Below are 17,457 nucleotides of genomic sequence, written 5' to 3' on the forward strand. Positions count from 1 at the left end.
TGCCGGTCATGCGCCCGCCCGCGGGGCCACCACGCCCCGGGCGACGCCGAGGGCGACCAGGTCGTGCGGGCGGACGTGGAGCTGGCAGGCCGTGGCGGGGGCCTCGGAGGCGGGGCGTTTGAGGATGGCCGCCGCCAGTTCCGGGGCGATGACCGAGAAGTAGCTGTCCGGGGTGACCCAGGTGTTCCCCGGCGCGGCCAGCGCGAGGGCGCCGCCCGAGCCCCCCTCGCCGATCAGGAGCGTGGTCACCGGGACGGTCGCCGACGCCACCGCCGCGAAGGCGTCCGCGATGGCCGCCCCGGCCCCGGCCCGTTCGGCGGCGGCGTCGTTCGCCGCGCCCGGGGTGTCGACCAGGGTGAGCACCGGGATCCCGAGCCGGTCCGCGAGGCGGATCACGCGGGCCGCCGTACGGTAGCCGGCCGGCAGGGTGGCCGTGCCGCACTGGGCGACGTACGCGACCGCCCGCCCCTCCCGCAGGCCGAATCCGCACAGCATCCCGGGGTCGGTGCCGCCCGCCCGGTCTCCGTGCAGGGGCAGGCGGAGCCCGAAGTACGCGTCCAGGTACGCCCCGGCGCGCGGGCGGTCCGGGTGGCGGGCCTGCCGGACGGCGTCCCACCCCGTCGCGGGCGCCGCCACGTCGGCCAGCGCGGCCGGGGGCTCGACGGGTCCGGCCGGGCGGGGCGCGGCCAGCAGCCGGAGCCAGTCGGTCACGGTCCGGGCGAGCTCCGGGCCGGGCACGACGGCGTCGACGTGCCCGGCCGCGTACTGTCCCTCGGCGGTGTAGGCCTCGGGGTCCGCGTCCGGCGGGCGCACCCGGGACCCGGCGAAGCCGACCTGGGCGCCCGGGAGGGCGAGCACGACATCGGCCCCCGCCCCGAGGGTGGCCCAGCCGCCGCCGGTGGTGGGGTCGCGCAGGACGGCGATCTGGGGGAGCCCGGCGGCCCGGGTGAGGGCGGACTGGGCGGCCACCCGGTGGAGTTGGGACAGCGCCAGCATCCCCTCCTGCATCCGGGAGCCGCCGGTGGCGACGAGGGAGACCAGGGGGAGCCGGTGCTCGCGCGCGTACCGGTAGGCGGCCTCCAGCCGGTCCCCGGTCCGCAGGCCCAGCGAACCCCCCAGGAAGCCGAACTCGAAGGAGACGAGGACGGCTTCGTGGCCGCCGATGCGCGCGGCGCCGACGACGACGGACTCCCGCTCACCGGTGGCGGCGGACGCCCGGGCGCGGGAGCCGTCGTAGCCGGCCCAGGCCAGCGGCCCGTCGGGGGCCGACTCCCGCTCTGGAACGTCGAGTTCGGCGAAGCTGCCGGGGTCGGCGAGGGAGGCGATGGCCGCGCGGGCCGACAGGCGGGTCGTGGTCACGGGGCCACCTTAGGGCGGCCGGTGGCGCCGCGGGCCGGTGTGTGGGGCGGTTCACGGGAGCGGGAACGCGATCTCGAGGGCGTAGCCGGCGACCAGGCCGTAGCCGGGGCGGAACGTCCAGACGCGGACGGCGGCGTAGATCAGGGCGGCGGCGAAGAAGCCGACCGCGACCAGCAGTTGCTGCCACAGGAGGGAGGCGACGCCGCCGCCCTCGACGCGTTGCTCCGCCGCCTCAAACTGGAGGCGGGGGCGGCCCAGTCCAGTACCCGGATCGCGCTCCGGGCCGCGAACCCCACCGGGTAGCGGGACGGGAGCCGTCAGAGCGGTGACTCCCAGCTGAGTGTCGTGCCCCGGGCGCCCTCCCGCGTGCGGCCGTCGTCGCAGACCGTCAGGCGGACCCGGCCCGGGACGGCGTCCACCTCCACCTCGATCGAGGTGACGTCCGCCCGGCGGTGGGCCGCGGCCAGGGCGCCCCGCAGGGCGGAGAGCAGTTCGGCCGCCACCCGCTCCGGGAGCAGGGCGTCGACGGCCCCGGCGAAGCGCACCGACGGCTGGAAGCCCAGCAGCACCGCCGCCCCGCCCGTCTCGCGCAGCACCCGGCCGCGGAAGGTCGCCGGGGTGTCCGTCGGGGGCTGCTGGAGCGCGAAGATCGCGGTGCGGACCTCCTGGATGGTGGAGTCCAGTTCGTCCACGGCCCGGCCGAGCTCGGCGCCGACCGGGTCCCCGGCGGCGGCCGCCGCCGAGCGCTTCTTCGTGCTCTCCAGCATCATCTCCGTCGCGAACAGCCGCTGGACCACCAGGTCGTGCAGGTCGCGCGCGATCCGGTCGCGGTCCTCGTAGACGGCCAGCTGCTCGCGGTCGTGCTGTGCGTCCGCCAGTACCAGAGCCAGCGCGGCCTGGGAGGCGAACTGCGAGGCCAGCAGCCGGTCCACGGCGTCGTACGGGCGCCCGCCCCGCGCCCGCGGCAGGGCCAGGGTGCCGATCAGCCGGCCGCCGCTCTGGAGCGGGAGCATCATGCTCGGGCCGAACCGTTCCCGTACGTGCGTGGTCATCCGGGGATCGGTCGCCGAGTCCTCTATGAAGACGGGCTCGCCGCCGAGGAGTTGCTCCAGTACCGGCGAACCGGGGGCGATGGTGGTGCCGACCAGGTCGCCGGGGTCGCCGTGCGTCGAGGCGGCGACGATCTCCATGCCGCCCTCGGCGGTGGGCTGGAGCACCACCCCGGCCGTCGCGTCCGCCAGCAGCCGGGCCCGGTCCGCGACGCACATCAGCGCGTCCGCCGCCGGGCGGCCCGCCAGCAGGGCGGTGGTCACCGCAGCGGCGCCCTCGATCCAGCGCTCCCGGCGGCGGGCGGTGTCGTAGAGGCGGGCGTTGCCGATCGCTATCCCCGCCTGCGAGGCCAGTACCCGCAGCAGGGACAGGTCCTCGTCGGTGAAGGGGCCGCCGCCGCGCTTCTGCGTGAGGTAGAGGTTCCCGAAGACCTCCGTGTGCACCCGGATGGGTACGCCCAGGAAGCCGCGCATCGGGGGATGCCCGGGCGGGAAGCCGACGCTGCGGGGGTCCAGGGTGACGTCGTCGAGCAGCAGCGGGCGCGCGTCGGCCAGCAGCGCCCCGAGCAGGCCGGTGCGGCCGTCGGGCAGCCGGGGCAGCGCGGCCCGCTCGGCGTCGCTCAGGCCGGAGGTGAACAGCTCGGTCAGCCGGCCGCGCTCGGGGTCGACGACCCCGAGCGCGGCGTAGCGTGCCGCGCACAGCTCGGCGGCCGAGTCCACGAGGTGCTGGAGGGTGCTGTGCAGCTCCGGCTCCGATCCGACGGCCAGCACCGCCTCCAGCAGTACGGGCAGCGCCGCGACCTCCCCGCCGGGGGCGGCCGGGGGGCGGCCCGGGCGCGGCTCCCGGCCGGCCGGGTCTTCGGCTGCGTGCGGTGTCATTCGGTCAAGGGGTTGAGGACCATCGGGGCGATCTTCCCTTCGAGCATCATGCCGAGACCGAGCACGGCGCACACGTCCGGCCGTTCCGCGATGGCGACGGGCATGCCGGTGGCGTCGCGCAGCATCTGGTCCAGGCCCGGCAGCAGTGCGCTGCCTCCTACCATCATGATCCCCCGGTCCGTCAGGTCGGCGACCAGGTCCGGCGGGCAGTCCCGCAGCACCTTGCCGATGCCGTCGAGCACCGCCGTCAGCGGCGTGTGGATCGCGTCGCGCACCGCCGCGGTGTCCACGTGCACGGAGCGGGCCAGCCCGGTGGCCACGTCCCGGCCGTGGATGAGGGTGGAGGCGGGGCCCTCGGCGGTGATGCCGTTGCCGTGCAGGGCCAGCTGGAGCGGCCGGACGGCCTGGCTGGGGAGCATCAGCTCGTGCGCGTGCCGCAGGTGCTGCACCACGGCGTGGTCGATGGCCTCACCGCCGACCGGGATCCGCTCGGCGGTCACGATGGAGCCCAGGGACAGCACCGCCACCTGGGTGGCCGCCGCTCCGCACACCATGATCATGGTCGCGGTCGGCTGCTCCACGGGCAGGCCGCAGCCGACGGCCGCCGCGATCAGGGTGTCGACCAGCTCGACACGCCGGGCGCCGAGGCCGACCAGCGTCTCCACCGCCGCCCGCTGCGCGAGCGGATCGGCGTCGTGCGGGGTGCAGGCGGCGGCGCGCAGCCGGGGCTTGCGCCGCAGGGCCCGGCGCAGCTTCTCGCCGAGCAGGTGACGCAGCATCCGCTGCGCCATCTCGATGTCGACGACGGTGCCGCCGGAGACGGGGCGCACCACCCGGATGTAGTCGGGCGTACGGCCCGTCATCCGCTCGGCGAAGGTGCCGACGGCGATGAGGGCCCCCGTACGGGTGTTGACCGCGGCGACGCTGGGCTCGTCGACGACCAGGCCGGCACCCTTCACGTAGACGCGGGTCCTGGCCGCCCCCAGGTCGACAGCGACGTGGCAGCGGCGCAACTGCTCAAGACTGACGGTCACGGCAGATCCCTCCGAGAGCGCTGACGCAAGAAGACCGGCGACTGCCGGTCGGACAACTCATATCTTCTCGGGTCATTGGGGTCATGCGCCTGTTGGGATGCTCCGGCCGGGGTGGGTCGCCCGTGCCGGACGGTGCTGCACAGGGGTGGTCTTCTGTACCGACAGGCGCCACGATGCGCGCACCGTCCGCGCTACCGGCGCGTAACAAGGTAAAGGGGAGCCGATGCTGACGTCCCGCCAGGGACTGCCGGCCCTCCTGACGCTCTGCCTGACCCTCTGCGCCGTCCTCCTCGTCCCCGCCCAGGCCCGGGCGGGCGCCCGGGCGGCCGCCCGCAATCCGGTGGTCTTCGTGCACGGTTACAACGCCGATCCCGGAGTGTGGGGGTCCCTGCGCGAGGACCTGCGGGCCGACGGGTACGCGGACGCGGAGTTCTTCTCCTGGGGCTACGACACCCACCGGTCCGTCAACGAGGTCCTCGCCGGGCAGCTCGGCGCCTACGTAGACCGGGTCCGCCGGGAGACGGGAGCGGCCAGAGTCGACATCGTGGGGCACTCCTTCGGCTCGCTCGTCAGCCGCTGGTACGTGAAGTACGGCGGTGGTACGGCGACCGTCGCCCACTGGGTCTCGCTCGCCGGCCCCAACCACGGCACCTCCACCGCCTGGGCCTGCGCGCTCTGGGACCAGGCCTGCCGGGACATGACACCGGGGTCGTACGTGGTGAAGAACCTGGCCGCCGGGGACGAGACGCCGGGGGCGGTCGCGTACGCCACCTTCCGGTCGGACTGCGACGAAGTGGTCAACCCGGACGACAGCGTCCCGCTGACCGGCGCCACCAACGTGGCGGTGGGCTGCCTGAAACACAACGACCTGCTCGGCGACGACGCCACCTCGGCCGGCGTCCGGGCCTTCCTGCGCTCCTGAACCCGGCCCGGCGGCCTCAGGCCGTCCCCGGCCGGACCTCCTGGAGCAGGCCGTACGTGAACTCCGCCACCAGCGGCGCCCCCGCCGCGGTGAAGGCCAGCCGCCACCGCGTCGGGGCCGTGCCCTCCATCGGGCGGACCGGAGCGAAGGCCCGCGCCACCTCGTCGACCGTCGCCGTCCAGGGCAGCAGATCCCGCTCCGTCTCCAGTACGGGCCCGCGTGCGCCCGGGGCCCGCACCAGCCACTCGTTCCACACCGCCCCGTCCGGCCCGGCCAGCACCTCGAAGCGCAGGTCGGGCCAGAGCGGCACCGGCCAGAGCAGTGCCTTGCACTCCAGGTCGCCGATCCGCCGGGGCCCGGTCGACTCCGGCGGCCCGAGCACCGAGCGGTAGCGGGCCAGGGCCCCGCGGGACCGGGGCGAGCGGACCATGGCCTGCCAGCGCTTGTTGGCCTGACGCTGCTCGGCGAGCGAGGCGCCCAGGCGCAGCCGGGCCCGCTCGGCGAGGCCGGGCTGGAAGTCCGCCATCCTGCGCAGCAGCACGAGCTGGAAGGCGGCCGGGCCGAAGGCTCCCGAGGCGGCCTGCGGCGGATCGGACGGGATCGCGGTCATGGAAGCCACGATTCCACACAGGATCCTTACGTTCCCGGAATCCCGCTGTTGCCGATCACCACGTAGCCTGCGGGCCCTATGAATTACTGCCCTGCCTGCCGGAGGCACCTCAACGGCGCGCTCGCCTGCGCCGGATGCGGAACCCCGGCCGAGTACCTCATACCCGCGCCGCCGGCCTCCGCCGCGGCGCCCGCCCATGAGCAGCCGGGGTTCGTGTCGGCACCGGCACCCGGCTACGCGCCGCCGGGCTACGCGGGCCACGGCGGCTACGGCGACCCTGGGTACGCCGGCGGGGCCGGGCCTGCCGGTCCCGGGTACACCGGCTACCCCGGCCCCGGACACGCGGAGCACCAGTACGAGCACCCCGCCCCCGCCCCGGAGCCCGCCGACCCGTACGCCGAGTCGATCGTGCTGCTGTCCGGCCCGGTGGAGGGCCGGGCCCGGACGCGCGGCCGGGGCGCCCCCCGGGGTGGCCGGGGCCGCCGGACCGTGCTCAGCGTCGGGCTCGGGCTGCTGCTGGCCACCGGCGGTTCGGTGGCGCTGGCCCGGATGGCGACGGACGACGACGGGGGCGGCCGGGCCGCCAAGGTGGTGCTGACCGACGAGGTCGGCCCCGAGAAGCCGGAGCCGGCGCCGGACGCGCCGAGCGGGGCCGCGCGCTCCGGTGCGGCGGGCACGGGCAAGGGCGCCGGGGGCGCGAAGGCCACCGCGGGCGCCACGAAGCAGGCCGGGCCGAGCGGGTCGCCGAGCGGGTCCGCGCAGCCGGCCGCCGGGGCGAGCGCCTCCGCCTCCGGGAAGCCGGAGCCGACGCCCACCGGCTCCGGGCCGGGATCATCCGTACAGCCCACGAAGCCGGGGCAGCCCGCGCCCAGCACGTCCGGCTCGGCGACGGCTCCGCCCGTGCCGGTGCCCACCCCCACCAAGACCAGGAAGCCCAAGCCCACGTGCTGGCTCTTCTGCTGGTGAGGCTCAGCCCAGCATCCGCCTGAGCAGGTCCCGGAGCATGCCCCGCTCGGCGTCGGACAGCCCGGCCAGCGGTTCGCGCGCGAAGTCGAGCGACTCGCGCAGCCGGTCCGCGGTCAGCAGCCCCTCCTCGGTCGGAGCGGCCAGTTTCACCCGGCGGTCCGCCGGGTCCGGCCTGCGTTCGACCAGGCCGCGGGACTCCAGCCGGTCCACGATGCCGGTGATGTTCGAGGGCTCGCACTTGAGCTTCTGCGCGATCCGGCGCATGGGCATCGGTTCCAGGGACAGCAGGTTCAGCACGCGGGCCTGGGCGCCGGTGAGCTGGTGGCCGGCGGCCGCGTGCTCGTACTCCTGGTGGTAGCGGGCCACGACGTCGCCGATGAGTTCGACGACCTCAAGGGTCAGGGGGTCTGTGCGACGACTGGGCATGGATCCAGCGTACCCATTTACTTGACAACATGAAATATCCAGGAGCATGGTTGTTTCAGGTGGTGAAGCATTTTGCCGCCGGGTTCCGCTTTCCCCCTCGCCCCAGGAGCACCCCATGTCCCAGATCCCCGCCGTGAGCCGCGAGTGGCACCTCGTCCGCCGCCCGCAGGGCTGGCCCGTCGCCGAAGACTTCGCCCTGCGCGAGGTCCCGGTGAACGCCGAGCCCGCGCCGGGCCGGATCCTGGTGCGCAACCTCCACATGTCGGTCGACCCCTACATGCGCGGCCGGATGAACGACGTGAAGTCCTACGTCCCGCCGTTCCAGCTGGACCGGCCGATGGACGGCGGCGCGGTCGGCGAGGTCGTCGCCTCCGCCGCCGAGGGCATCGCGGTCGGCGACCACGTCCTGCACGGCCTGGGCTGGCGCGAGTACGCCGAGCTGGACGCCGCGCACGCCACCAAGGTCGACGCCTCGCTCGCCCCGCTCTCCGCCTACCTGGGCGTGCTCGGCATGCCCGGCCTGACCGCCTACGCCGGTCTCTTCGAGGTCGCCTCCTTCAAGGAGGGCGACGCCGTGTTCGTCTCCGGCGCCGCCGGTGCGGTCGGCAGCCTCGTCGGCCAGTTCGCCAGGATCAAGGGCGCGTCCCGGGTGATCGGCTCGGCCGGCTCGGACGAGAAGGTGACGCTCCTCACCGAGAAGTACGGCTTCGACGCCGCCTTCAACTACAAGAACGCCCCCGTCGCCGAGCAGCTCAAGGACGCCGCGCCCGAGGGCATCGACGTCTACTTCGACAACGTCGGCGGCGACCACCTCGAAGCCGCCATCTCCGCCCTCAAGGTGCACGGCCGCGCCACCCTCTGCGGTGCGATCGCCCAGTACAACGACACCGAGCCGGCGCCCGGCCCGCGCAACCTCGTGCAGGTCATCGGCAAGCGGCTGCGGCTCCAGGGCATCCTCGTCAGCGACCACGCCGGGATCCAGGAGCGGTTCGTCCAGGACGTGGCCGGCTGGCTGCGCTCCGGTGAGCTGCGCTACGACGAGACGGTCCAGGAGGGCGTGGAGAACGCCGCCGAGGCCTTCCTCGGGATGCTGCGCGGTGAGAACACCGGAAAGATGATCGTTTCCTTCACCCGTTAGGCTCACTCCACACCGTCGTGATCGTGGGCGCGAGTCACGGCGATTCATCTGGAGGATCCACTTACATGTCCATCACGCAGTCCGACGTCGCGTACACCGCCGTGGCCACCGCCGAGAACGGCCGTGACGGCCGCGTCGCCACCAACGACGGCAAGCTCGACGTCGTCGTGAACCCGCCGAAGGAGCTCGGCGGCAGTGGCGCGGGCACCAACCCGGAGCAGCTGTTCGCCGCCGGCTACAGCGCCTGCTTCCAGGGCGCCCTCGGAGTCGTCGCGAAGAACGAGAACGCCGACATCTCCGGCTCCACCGTCACCGCCGAGGTGGGCATCGGCAAGAACGAGGACGGGTTCGGCCTGATCGTCAAGATCTCCGCCGTGATCCCGAACGTGGACGCCGCCACCGCCAAGGACCTCATCGAGAAGGCCCACCAGGTCTGCCCGTACTCCAAGGCGACCCGCGGCAACATCACGGTCGAGCTGGCCGTCTGATCCCGCACCGCGCTCGAAGCGAAGGCCGCACTCCCCCCGGGGGGTGCGGCCTTCGCCGTAAACTGGCCCGCATGGGTGATCTTGTAGGGGGCTTCCGGTACCTGCTCGCCGGACAGCGGTGGGTGTTCGGCCACGGGCGCTGGCTGGGCTTCGGCCTGCTGCCGGGGCTGGTCTCGCTGGTGCTCTACGCGGGCGCGCTGGTCGGCCTCGGCTTCGGCGCCGACGACCTGACGGTCTGGGCCACTCCCTTCGCCGACGACTGGTCCTCCCCGTGGCTCGGGTTGTTCCGGGGCTTCCTGACGGCCCTGGTGTTCGCCCTCGGGCTCTTCCTCGCGGTGATCACCTTCACCGCCGTGACCCTGCTGGTCGGCCAGCCCTTCTACGAGTCCCTCTCCGAGCAGGTCGACCGGACCGAGGGCGGCGAGGTGCCCGAGTCCGGGCGGAGCCTGTGGCAGGACGTGTGGATCTCCGGCCGGGACAGCGTGCGGCTGCTGCTGCGGGTGGTGCTGTACGGGGTCCTGCTGTTCGCCCTCGGTTTCGTCCCGGTGGTCGGGCAGACCGTGGTCCCGGCGATCGGGTTCTGCGTCTCCGGCTACTTCCTGACCCAGGAGCTCACCTCCGTCGCCCTCCAGCGGCGCCGGGTGGACCTCGACGAGCAGTTGGTGCTGCTGCGGGGGCGGCGGGCGCTGGCGCTCGGGTTCGGGGTGCCGCTGGTGCTGGCGTTCCTGGTGCCGCTGGTGGCGGTGTTCCTGATGCCGGGCGCGGTGGCTGGGGCCACCCTGATGGCGCGGCACCTGGTCGGCGCGGATGCCGAGCGGGACGTCGAGCGGGAGGACGCGGCGGAGGACGCCGGACAGGACGGCGTGCCGGCCGGGGAGTTCGGGCCGCCGCCGTCCTGGTAGGGCCGCCCCCGGACCATGCGGCCGCGCCTACTGCCGGGTCCCCGACGTGCGCCCCGCGACCGGCTAGCCGGCGGCGTCCGGGCCGCGCAGCAGGGTCAGGAAGGAGCGGAACGCGGCCGGCATGTCCACCGACTGCGGGGCGAGCAGCCACTGGTACTGGAGCCCGTCCATCACCGCCGTCAGCAGCGGCGCCGCGTCCTCCGGGGTGAGGCCGGAGGGCAGGCGGTCGCCGAACTCCGCGCGCAGCACCGCGGCCATCTCGGTGCGGACCTGCGCGTAGCGGTCGGTGAAGAACTCCCGGGCCGGGTGTCCGTCGGTGACGCTCTCGCCCAGCAGTGCCGAGAAGGTCTGCACGATGCCCGGGCGCATCGCGTTGTAGTCGACGAGCGACGCCAGCAGGTCGAGCCGCCAGGTGTCCGCGGAGGCGCGCGAGCCGCCACCGGTGTCCCAGCGGTCGCGCTCCTCCAGCACCGCCACCAGCAGGGCCTCCTTGGTGGGGAAGTAGTGCAGCAGCCCCTGCTGGGTCAGGCCGACGCGTTCGGCGACCGTGCCCAGGGACGCGCCGCGGTAGCCGCGCTCCGCCATCACCTCGACGGCGGCGCGCACGATCTCGCCGCGCCGTTCCTCGCTCCTCGTCCTCGCCATCGCCCCGGCTCCCCTTCCGTTCGCACCCTGCGGCAGGACCGTACTCCATACTGATATCACAAGAAGATAACAAGACCTACCGCTCTACAGGGAATGGGTCCACGATGGGCGGACCGCACCGCACACCGCACGCACCCGATGAGGAGGCACGGCCGTGACCGATGCCGATCAGGCCCGCGAAGACGCCGTGGAGGCCGCGCTCGACAAGCTGGACCTCGACACCAAGGCCCGGCTGCTGGCGGGCCAGGACATGTGGTCCCTGCCCGCCGTCCCCGAGATCGGGCTGGCCTCCCTGGTCATGTCGGACGGGCCCGTCGGGGTCCGCGGCGTGCGCTGGACCGCCGACGACCCGTCCGTGGCGCTGCCTTCCCCCACCGCGCTCGCCGCCTCCTGGGACCCCGCGCTGGCCCGCCGGGCCGGCCGGCTCCTCGCCCAGGAAGCGCGCCGCAAGGGCGTCCACGTACTCCTGGCCCCGACCGTCAACCTGCACCGCTCACCGCTCGGGGGGCGGCACTTCGAGTGCTACTCCGAGGACCCGTACCTGACCGGCGCCATCGGCACCGGCTACGTGAGCGGCGTCCAGGACGGCGGCGTAGGCACCACCGTCAAGCACTTCGTCGGCAACGACGCCGAGACCGACCGGTTCACCGTGGACGCCGTCATCGCGCCGCGCCCGCTGCGCGAGCTGTACCTGGCGCCCTTCGAGGCCATCGTCAAGAACGCCCGCCCCTGGGGCATCATGACCGCATACAACCAGGTCAACGGCACGACGATGACCGAGCACCAGCACCTCGTCAACGACGTGCTGCGCGCCGAGTGGGGCTTCGACGGCTGCAACGTCTCCGACTGGATGGCCGCCCGCTCCACGGCCGGCGCCATCCTGGGCGGCCTGGACGTGGCCATGCCCGGCCCGCAGACCGTCTACGGGACCGCCCTCGCCGCCGCGGTCCGCGCCGGGGAGGTCCCGCAGGAGGCGGTGGACGGCGCCGTGCGCAACGTCCTGCGGCTCGCCGCCCGCGCGGGCGCGCTGGAAGGCGCGCCCGCCGTCGTCAGCAACCCCCCGGCCGGGATCGACGGCGAGGCGCTGGCCCGGGAGATCGCCGCCCGCGGCTTCGTCCTCGTCCGCAACGAGGCCGGGTCCGACGGGCGGCGCGCGCTGCCGCTGGACACCGCCCCCGGCCGCACGGTGGCGCTGATCGGAGCCGCCGCCCGCGACGCCCGGGTCCTCGGCGGCGGCTCCGCGACGGTCTTCCCCGAGCGGGTCGTCTCCCCGCTCGACGGCCTGGAGGCCGCGCTCCCCGCCGGGTCGCTCACCTTCAGCGTCGGCGCCGACCCGAGCGAGGAACTCGTCCCCGCGGACAAGGGCTTCGAACTGCGCGCGATCTGCCGCGACGCCTCCGGCGCCGTTCTCGGCGAGCGCAGCCTGCCGTCCGGCCAGGTGCAGTGGATCGGCGAGGACCTGCCCGCCGGCGCCGGCTACGAGACCATGGCGAGCATCGAGGTCACCGGTACGTTCGTGCCCCGCGAGAGCGGCGAGCACGCCTTCGGCACCCGGGGGCTGGGTGCCTTCGCCCTCGCCGTGGACGGGCGGACCCGCTGGAAGGGCGTGCAGCGGATGGGCGACGAGGCCGACCCGTTCGAGGCCTTCTTCGGGGCGCCCAGCGAGCGCGCCCGCGTCACGCTGACCGAGGGCGAGCCCGTCGAGGTGTCCCTGACCTACCGGGTCCCCGACGTGACCGCGCTGCCGCTCAAGGCGATCATGTTCTCGCTGCTCCACCTCGGGCCCCGGCGGGACGCGGACGAGCTGATCGCGGAGGCGGTGCGGGCCGCCCGGTCCGCAGACACCGCCGTGGTCGTCGTCGCCACCACCGAGCGCGTCGAGTCCGAGGGCTTCGACCGCAAGGACCTCGGACTGCCCGGGCGGCAGGACGACCTGGTCCGGGCCGTCGCCGCCGTGAACCCGAACACCGTGGTCGTGGTCAACGCCGGTTCCCCGGTGGAACTGCCCTGGCGCGACGACGTGGCCGCCGTGCTGCTGACCTGGTTCCCCGGGCAGGAGGGCGGCGCCGCGCTGGCCGACGTACTCCTCGGCGCGGCCGAGCCGGGCGGCCGGCTGCCCACCACGTGGCCCGCCGGGATCGCCGACGCCCCCGTCACGGACGTCGTCCCCGCGGAGGGGCGGCTGGAGTACCGAGAAGGCCTCCTCATCGGGCACCGGGCGTACGAGGCCCGTGGGGTGGCCCCCGCCTACCCGTTCGGGTACGGGCTCGGCTACACCGAATGGGCGTACGAGTCGCTGGAGGTCACCGGGTCGGTGGCGCGGGTGCGGCTGACCAACACCGGAGCCCGGCCGGGCCGGGAGGTCGTCCAGGTCTACCTGGCCCCGCTCGCCGACGGCGTCGAGCGCCCGGCGAGCTGGCTGGCCGGCTTCGCGTCCGTCGCGGCGGGCCCCGGCGAGAGCGTCGAGGCGGAGATCACCCTGCCCGACCGGGCCTTCGAGATCTGGGACGAGGCGGCCGGCTCCTGGCGGCGGATCGGCGGCGCCTACGAGGTCCGCGCGAGCCGCGCGCACGGCGACACGCGGCTGACGGCCACTGTGCAGGCGTAATGGCCGGAAATCACCCGTGAACCGGACCGGCAGAGGCCCTGACAGCCTCCGCCGGTCCTCCCGCGCGCTCAGCGCGGCAGCGCGGGGGCCGTCACCTGCCGGTGCGCGAGCTCCGCGAGCCGGGCCTGGCCGGCCTTGCCCGGATGGAACCAGTCCCAGCGGCTCAACTGCCCGGTCCCGAAGGGGTACTGGAACACGGCGCCGCCGTCGTAGCGGCACAGCGGATCCTTCGAGCAGACCGTGCGCAGCACCTCGTTGTACTCGACCACGCGCGCCCGGACCCGTTCGCGCCGGGCCGTGGCCTCCTGGGTGGACGACAGCGGATCCGCCAGCATCGACTGGCAGATGCCGAGCTTCCACACCTGCCGCACCATCGGGGCGTCCTTGCCCTGCTCCCACAGCCGCTGCAGGTCCGGCACGGAGGACACGTACACCTGGGTTGCGGGAGAGGCGGCCCGGAGGTCGGCGAGGGCCTTCTCGAAGCCGGCCTTGAAGGCGGCCACCGAGGTCATCGAGGAAGACGTGGGCCGGCAGGCGTCGTTCGAGCCGACCATCACCGTGACCAGGTCGGGCTTGTGCGCGGCCGCCGAGGTCAGCTGGGCCGCCAGGTCGGCCATCCGGGAGCCGGTCACCGCGTAGTTCCAGCTGTGCGCGGGCGCGTCGGCCTGGCCGAGCAGCCGGGTGGCGAGGGAGTCGACCTCCGGGTCCGCACCGGTGGCCCACGAGACCTCCGGGCAGTCCGCCAGTACCGAACAGGCGTCGAACCCCCGGGTGATGGAGTCGCCCACGGCGGCGATCGACTTCGGGGAGGTGTTCCAGCGGGGTCCGGCCTGTGCTCCCCGGCCGCCCTCGGAACCCGGGCCGCCCGAGTCGCAGGCCGTCGCGCCCCCTGCCAGCAGGGCGGCCGTCGCGACCGCCGCCGCGAGGGTCCGGCGGGTGCGTCGGCGCGGAGCGGTGGTGCCCATCGGGGTGGTCCCTCCCTCGTCGCCCCCCGTCCTGCGGGGGCGTCCTGCTGAGTGAATGCTCTGTGTTCACGGGGTTCTGAGCGACCGTACGTCACACCAGGACCCCTGGCGCACGGTAGCTTTTTCCCGTGGCGTTTCGGCCGCAGGTCCCGCGACGCAATGTCAGATCATTTCCGTTACATTACATCTCGTCACATACTGTCCGTTTTCTGGAGTTTATTCCCGACCTCGTCCCACACTGGAGGTCCCGGTGACGACACGTGGAGTCCTGTACGTGCATTCCGCACCGCGCGCGCTCTGCCCGCACGTGGAGTGGGCTGTTGCGGGGGTGCTGGGGGTGCGGGTGAACCTCGACTGGATCAGGCAGCCCGCCTCCCCCGGCACCTGGAGATCCGAATTCTCCTGGCAGGCCGAAGCGGGCACCGCCTCGAAGCTCGCCTCCGCGCTGCGCGGCTGGCACCTGCTGCGCTTCGAGGTGACGGCCGAGCCCTGCCCGACGGCCGAGGGCGAGCGCTACAGCTGCACCCCGGAGCTCGGCATCTTCCACGCCGTCACCGGCCTGCACGGCGACATCCTGATCCCCGAGGACCGGCTGCGCGCCGCCGTCGCCCGGTCCGCGAGCGGCGAGAGCGACCTGGAGACGGAGATCTCCACACTGCTCGGCAAGCCCTGGGACGACGAACTGGAGCCCTTCCGCTACGCGGGCGAGGGTGCCCCGGTCCGCTGGCTCCACCAGGTGGTCTGAGCCCGGCACGCGAAAGGCCCACCCGGCAGCGGGTGGGCCTTCTGCGGTCTTCGGGGCCGGGGCGTCAGACCGTACGGAACGCGAGCGTCACGTTGTGGCCGCCGAAGCCGAACGAGTTGTTGATCGCCGCGATCGGGCCGTCCACCGGCAGCTTGCGCGGCTCGCCGCGGACGATGTCCGCGTCGATGTCGTCGTCCAGTTCGTCGACGTTGATCGTCGGCGGGGCGATGCGGTGGTACAGGGCCAGCACCGTCGCGACCGTCTCGATGCCGCCCGCGCCACCCAGCAGGTGGCCGGTCATCGACTTCGTCGCCGAGATCGCGATGTGGTCGAGGTCGCCGCCCAGGACCTGGCGCAGCGCCTTGAGCTCGGCCGTGTCACCCTGCGGGGTGGACGTGGCGTGCGCGTTCAGGTGCACCAGCTCGGCCGGGTCGAGGTCCGTGTTGTCGAGCAGGTTGCGCACCGCGGCCGCGACACCGCGGCCCGTGGGCTCCGGCTGCGCGATGTGGTGGCTGTCCGCGGACAGGCCCTGGCCCAGCACCTCGCAGTAGACCCGGGCGCCGCGTGCGGCGGCGTGCTCTGCGGACTCCAGCACCACGACGCCCGCGCCCTCGCCCAGGACGAAGCCGTCACGGGCCTTGTCGTAGGGGCGGGAGGCCTGGGTGGGGTTCTCGTTGTTCTTGGACATCGCCATCATGTTGGCGAACGCGGCGATCGGCAGCGGGTGGATCGCCGCCTCGGTGCCGCCGGCGACGACCACGTCGGCGCGGCCGGTGCGGATCATCTCGACGGCGTAGCCGATGGCCTCGGCGCCCGACGCGCACGCGCTGACCGGCGTGTGCACACCGGCGCGGGCGTTGACCTCGAGGCCGACGTTGGCCGACGGGCCGTTCGGCATGAGCATGGGGACGGTGTGCGGGGAGACCCGGCGCACGCCCTTTTCCTTCAGTACGTCGTACTGGTCGAGCAGGGTGGTGACACCGCCGATGCCGGAGGCGATCACGGTGCCCAGCCGCTCGGGCACGATGGCGGCGTCCTCGCCGGCCGGAGCGGTGTAGCCGGCGTCGGCCCAGGCCTCGCGGGCCGCGATCAGCGCGAACTGCGCCGAACGGTCGAGCTTGCGCGCCAGCGGCTTGGGCAGGATCTCGCTCGGGTCCACGGCGGCCTGAGCGGCGATGCGGACCGGGAGTTCGGCGAAACGTTCGCCCTCCAGGGGCTTGACGCCGGAACGGCCGGCAAGCAGACCTTCCCAGGTCGAAGCGCTGTCGCCACCCAGCGGAGTGGTTGCGCCGATACCGGTGACGACCACGGTGCGATTGGTCGGGCTCACAGGAATTCTTTCTCCACGTCTCAGGGGGTGCTGAATTGTCACGGCGCCACCGCGGGGTGGCGACAAACGCTCGGCAGGCTCTTAGGCCTGGTTCTTCAGGATGTAGTCCGCGGCGTCGCCGACCGTCTTGAGGTTCTTGACGTCCTCGTCCGGGATCTTCACCTCGAAGCGCTCTTCGGCGGCGACGACGACCTCGACCATGGACAGCGAGTCGACGTCCAGGTCGTCGGTGAAGGACTTGTCGAGCTGGACGTCCTCCTGCGGGATGCCGGCGATCTCGTTGACGATCTCCGCGAGACCTTCGAGGATCTCTTCCTGCGTGGCGGCCATGAGGCGCTCCTTCTCTAGCTAATTGATGATCAGGGAGGGAAAAACGATCCCGGCCCTAGGGGAGGGTAACGACCGTCGCGGCGTAGACGAGCCCCGCCCCGAAGCCGATGACGAGCGCGGTGTCGCCGCTCTTCGCCGCTCCGGTCGCCAGGAGCCGCTCCATGGCGAGCGGAATCGAGGCGGCCGACGTATTGCCGGTGGTCTCCACGTCACGGGCGACCGTGACGTGCTCCGGCAGCTTGAGAGTCTTCACCATCGAGTCGATGATCCGCATGTTCGCCTGGTGCGGGATGAAGACGTCCAGGTCCTCGGCGGTGATCCCGGCGGCGTCGAGCGCCTGCTGGGCCACCTTGGCCATCTCGAAGACGGCCCAGCGGAAGACCGCCTGGCCCTCCTGGGTGATGGCCGGGAACTTCTCCCCACCGCTCTTGCCGAGGTACTCGTCCCAGGGCACGGTCTGCTTGATCGTCTCGGACTTGTCGCCCTCGGAACCCCACACCGTGGGGCCGATGGCCGGCTCGTCCGAAGGGCCGACGACCACCGCGCCGGCGCCGTCGCCGAACAGGAAGGCCGTCGCCCGGTCCTCCAGGTCGGTCAGGTCCGACAGCCGCTCGACACCGATGACGAGGACGTACTGCGCCGAGCCCTCGACCACCATGCCCTTGGCCAGCGTCAGGCCGTAACCGAACCCGGCGCAGCCCGCGGAGATGTCGAACGCGGCCGGCTTGACCGCCCCGACCAGGTGCGCGATCTCCGTCGCGACGGCCGGCGTCTGCTTGAAGTGCGAGACCGTGGAGACGATCACGGCGCCGATCTGCTCGGGCGAGACGCCGGCATCGGCCAGCGCCTTGCCCGAAGCCTCCACCGACATCGCGGTGACGGTCTCCTGGGGCGAGGCCCAGTGCCGGGTCGCGATGCCCGACCGCGAGCGGATCCACTCGTCGGACGAGTCGATCGTCTCCAGGATGACCTCGTTGGGCACCACACGGGTCGGGCGGTAACCGCCGACACCGAGGATGCGGGCGTACGGGGAGCCCTTGGCAGGCTTGATCTTCGACATG

Annotated in this window: 18 protein-coding genes; 8 read left to right on the forward strand and 10 right to left on the reverse strand. The window is 73.5% G+C overall.

Going from position 1 to position 17,457, the window contains the following annotated elements; translation table 11 throughout:
• Positions 1–6 precede the first annotated feature (6 nt).
• The gene (locus tag ACWGH1_RS19535) at positions 7–1,359 is read right to left on the reverse strand and encodes a carboxyl transferase domain-containing protein (RefSeq protein ID WP_453408851.1); all 1,353 of its coding nucleotides are present in this window, start codon (positions 1,357–1,359) and stop codon (positions 7–9) included.
• A 21-nt stretch (positions 1,360–1,380) separates the two neighbouring features.
• Here ACWGH1_RS19535 and ACWGH1_RS19540 point away from each other — a divergent pair, with 21 nt between their 5' ends.
• Entirely contained in the window at positions 1,381–1,662 is a 282-nt protein-coding gene (locus ACWGH1_RS19540; protein ID WP_453357860.1) for a hypothetical protein, read from the forward strand.
• A gap of 14 nt (positions 1,663–1,676) precedes the next feature.
• Here the strand turns inward: ACWGH1_RS19540 and ACWGH1_RS19545 are convergent, their stop codons facing one another.
• Complete coding sequence (locus ACWGH1_RS19545) at positions 1,677–3,287, reverse strand: sensor histidine kinase (protein ID WP_453408852.1); 1,611 nt, start codon at positions 3,285–3,287, stop codon at positions 1,677–1,679.
• Positions 3,284–4,321: a rod shape-determining protein gene (locus ACWGH1_RS19550; RefSeq protein WP_453357110.1), complete on the reverse strand. Its 1,038-nt coding sequence runs from the start codon at positions 4,319–4,321 to the stop codon at positions 3,284–3,286. The genes ACWGH1_RS19545 and ACWGH1_RS19550 overlap by 4 nt, the downstream gene beginning before the upstream one ends.
• Positions 4,322–4,544: 223 nt before the next feature.
• On the opposite strand from ACWGH1_RS19550, the gene ACWGH1_RS19555 reads away from it, so the two are divergent.
• Positions 4,545–5,243, forward strand: a complete 699-nt coding sequence (locus ACWGH1_RS19555; protein ID WP_453357111.1) for an esterase/lipase family protein — start codon at positions 4,545–4,547, stop codon at positions 5,241–5,243.
• 16 nt (positions 5,244–5,259) lie between these two features.
• Here ACWGH1_RS19555 and ACWGH1_RS19560 read toward each other — a convergent pair whose 3' ends face one another.
• On the reverse strand, positions 5,260–5,853 hold the full coding sequence (locus ACWGH1_RS19560) for a hypothetical protein (RefSeq protein ID WP_453357112.1): 594 nt from the start codon (positions 5,851–5,853) through the stop codon (positions 5,260–5,262).
• Positions 5,854–5,931: 78 nt separating this feature from the next.
• Between ACWGH1_RS19560 and ACWGH1_RS19565 the strand changes: the two genes are divergently transcribed.
• The gene (locus ACWGH1_RS19565) at positions 5,932–6,819 is read left to right on the forward strand and encodes an SCO2400 family protein (RefSeq protein ID WP_453408853.1); all 888 of its coding nucleotides are present in this window, start codon (positions 5,932–5,934) and stop codon (positions 6,817–6,819) included.
• Positions 6,820–6,822: 3 nt separating this feature from the next.
• Here ACWGH1_RS19565 and ACWGH1_RS19570 read toward each other — a convergent pair whose 3' ends face one another.
• The gene (locus ACWGH1_RS19570; RefSeq protein ID WP_361136527.1) at positions 6,823–7,245 is read right to left on the reverse strand and encodes a MarR family winged helix-turn-helix transcriptional regulator; all 423 of its coding nucleotides are present in this window, start codon (positions 7,243–7,245) and stop codon (positions 6,823–6,825) included.
• A gap of 115 nt (positions 7,246–7,360) precedes the next feature.
• Between ACWGH1_RS19570 and ACWGH1_RS19575 the strand changes: the two genes are divergently transcribed.
• The 3 genes from ACWGH1_RS19575 (at position 7,361) to ACWGH1_RS19585 (ending at position 9,773) form a co-directional block, all read left to right on the forward strand.
• Positions 7,361–8,383, forward strand: coding sequence for an NADP-dependent oxidoreductase (locus ACWGH1_RS19575; RefSeq protein ID WP_453355912.1), 1,023 nt, complete (start codon positions 7,361–7,363; stop codon positions 8,381–8,383).
• Between the two features lie 65 nt (positions 8,384–8,448).
• Positions 8,449–8,871, forward strand: coding sequence for an organic hydroperoxide resistance protein (locus ACWGH1_RS19580; protein WP_453355913.1), 423 nt, complete (start codon positions 8,449–8,451; stop codon positions 8,869–8,871).
• Between the two features lie 71 nt (positions 8,872–8,942).
• Positions 8,943–9,773 carry an EI24 domain-containing protein gene (locus tag ACWGH1_RS19585; protein ID WP_453355914.1) on the forward strand — a complete coding sequence of 277 codons (831 nt, stop codon included), beginning with the start codon at positions 8,943–8,945 and terminating at the stop codon, positions 9,771–9,773.
• Positions 9,774–9,836: 63 nt separating this feature from the next.
• Here ACWGH1_RS19585 and ACWGH1_RS19590 read toward each other — a convergent pair whose 3' ends face one another.
• Positions 9,837–10,418 carry a TetR/AcrR family transcriptional regulator gene (locus ACWGH1_RS19590; RefSeq protein ID WP_453355915.1) on the reverse strand — a complete coding sequence of 194 codons (582 nt, stop codon included), beginning with the start codon at positions 10,416–10,418 and terminating at the stop codon, positions 9,837–9,839.
• Between the two features lie 154 nt (positions 10,419–10,572).
• Here ACWGH1_RS19590 and ACWGH1_RS19595 point away from each other — a divergent pair, with 154 nt between their 5' ends.
• Complete coding sequence (locus tag ACWGH1_RS19595; protein ID WP_453408854.1) at positions 10,573–13,026, forward strand: beta-glucosidase; 2,454 nt, start codon at positions 10,573–10,575, stop codon at positions 13,024–13,026.
• Between the two features lie 68 nt (positions 13,027–13,094).
• On the opposite strand, the gene ACWGH1_RS19600 is transcribed toward ACWGH1_RS19595, so the two are convergent.
• Positions 13,095–13,991, reverse strand: a complete 897-nt coding sequence (locus ACWGH1_RS19600; RefSeq protein WP_453356233.1) for an SGNH/GDSL hydrolase family protein — start codon at positions 13,989–13,991, stop codon at positions 13,095–13,097.
• A gap of 250 nt (positions 13,992–14,241) precedes the next feature.
• On the opposite strand from ACWGH1_RS19600, the gene ACWGH1_RS19605 reads away from it, so the two are divergent.
• Positions 14,242–14,736: a DUF3145 domain-containing protein gene (locus tag ACWGH1_RS19605; protein WP_453356232.1), complete on the forward strand. Its 495-nt coding sequence runs from the start codon at positions 14,242–14,244 to the stop codon at positions 14,734–14,736.
• Between the two features lie 64 nt (positions 14,737–14,800).
• On the opposite strand, the gene fabF is transcribed toward ACWGH1_RS19605, so the two are convergent.
• From fabF to ACWGH1_RS19620, 3 genes are all read right to left on the reverse strand, one after another.
• The gene (gene fabF / locus ACWGH1_RS19610) at positions 14,801–16,066 is read right to left on the reverse strand and encodes a beta-ketoacyl-ACP synthase II (protein WP_453356231.1); all 1,266 of its coding nucleotides are present in this window, start codon (positions 16,064–16,066) and stop codon (positions 14,801–14,803) included.
• A gap of 81 nt (positions 16,067–16,147) precedes the next feature.
• Positions 16,148–16,396 carry an acyl carrier protein gene (locus ACWGH1_RS19615; protein ID WP_053677848.1) on the reverse strand — a complete coding sequence of 83 codons (249 nt, stop codon included), beginning with the start codon at positions 16,394–16,396 and terminating at the stop codon, positions 16,148–16,150.
• A gap of 55 nt (positions 16,397–16,451) precedes the next feature.
• Positions 16,452–17,456, reverse strand: a complete 1,005-nt coding sequence (locus ACWGH1_RS19620) for a beta-ketoacyl-ACP synthase 3 (RefSeq protein WP_453355227.1) — start codon at positions 17,454–17,456, stop codon at positions 16,452–16,454.
• Position 17,457 lies beyond the last annotated feature (1 nt).

Source organism: Streptomyces sp. NPDC054883, assembly GCF_053610645.1.

Bases quoted from the DNA above. Each gene is read 5' to 3' on its own strand.
- ACWGH1_RS19545 (WP_453408852.1), bottom strand. From the start codon at position 3,287: ATGACACCGCACGCAGCCGAAGACCCGGCCGGCCGGGAGCCGCGCCCG.
- ACWGH1_RS19555 (WP_453357111.1), top strand. From the start codon at position 4,545: ATGCTGACGTCCCGCCAGGGACTGCCGGCCCTCCTGACGCTCTGCCTG.
- ACWGH1_RS19560 (WP_453357112.1), bottom strand. From the start codon at position 5,853: ATGACCGCGATCCCGTCCGATCCGCCGCAGGCCGCCTCGGGAGCCTTC.
- ACWGH1_RS19565 (WP_453408853.1), top strand. From the start codon at position 5,932: ATGAATTACTGCCCTGCCTGCCGGAGGCACCTCAACGGCGCGCTCGCC.
- ACWGH1_RS19570 (WP_361136527.1), bottom strand. From the start codon at position 7,245: ATGCCCAGTCGTCGCACAGACCCCCTGACCCTTGAGGTCGTCGAACTC.
- ACWGH1_RS19575 (WP_453355912.1), top strand. From the start codon at position 7,361: ATGTCCCAGATCCCCGCCGTGAGCCGCGAGTGGCACCTCGTCCGCCGC.
- ACWGH1_RS19580 (WP_453355913.1), top strand. From the start codon at position 8,449: ATGTCCATCACGCAGTCCGACGTCGCGTACACCGCCGTGGCCACCGCC.
- ACWGH1_RS19585 (WP_453355914.1), top strand. From the start codon at position 8,943: ATGGGTGATCTTGTAGGGGGCTTCCGGTACCTGCTCGCCGGACAGCGG.
- ACWGH1_RS19590 (WP_453355915.1), bottom strand. From the start codon at position 10,418: ATGGCGAGGACGAGGAGCGAGGAACGGCGCGGCGAGATCGTGCGCGCC.
- ACWGH1_RS19600 (WP_453356233.1), bottom strand. From the start codon at position 13,991: ATGGGCACCACCGCTCCGCGCCGACGCACCCGCCGGACCCTCGCGGCG.
- ACWGH1_RS19615 (WP_053677848.1), bottom strand. From the start codon at position 16,396: ATGGCCGCCACGCAGGAAGAGATCCTCGAAGGTCTCGCGGAGATCGTC.
- ACWGH1_RS19620 (WP_453355227.1), bottom strand. From the start codon at position 17,456: ATGTCGAAGATCAAGCCTGCCAAGGGCTCCCCGTACGCCCGCATCCTC.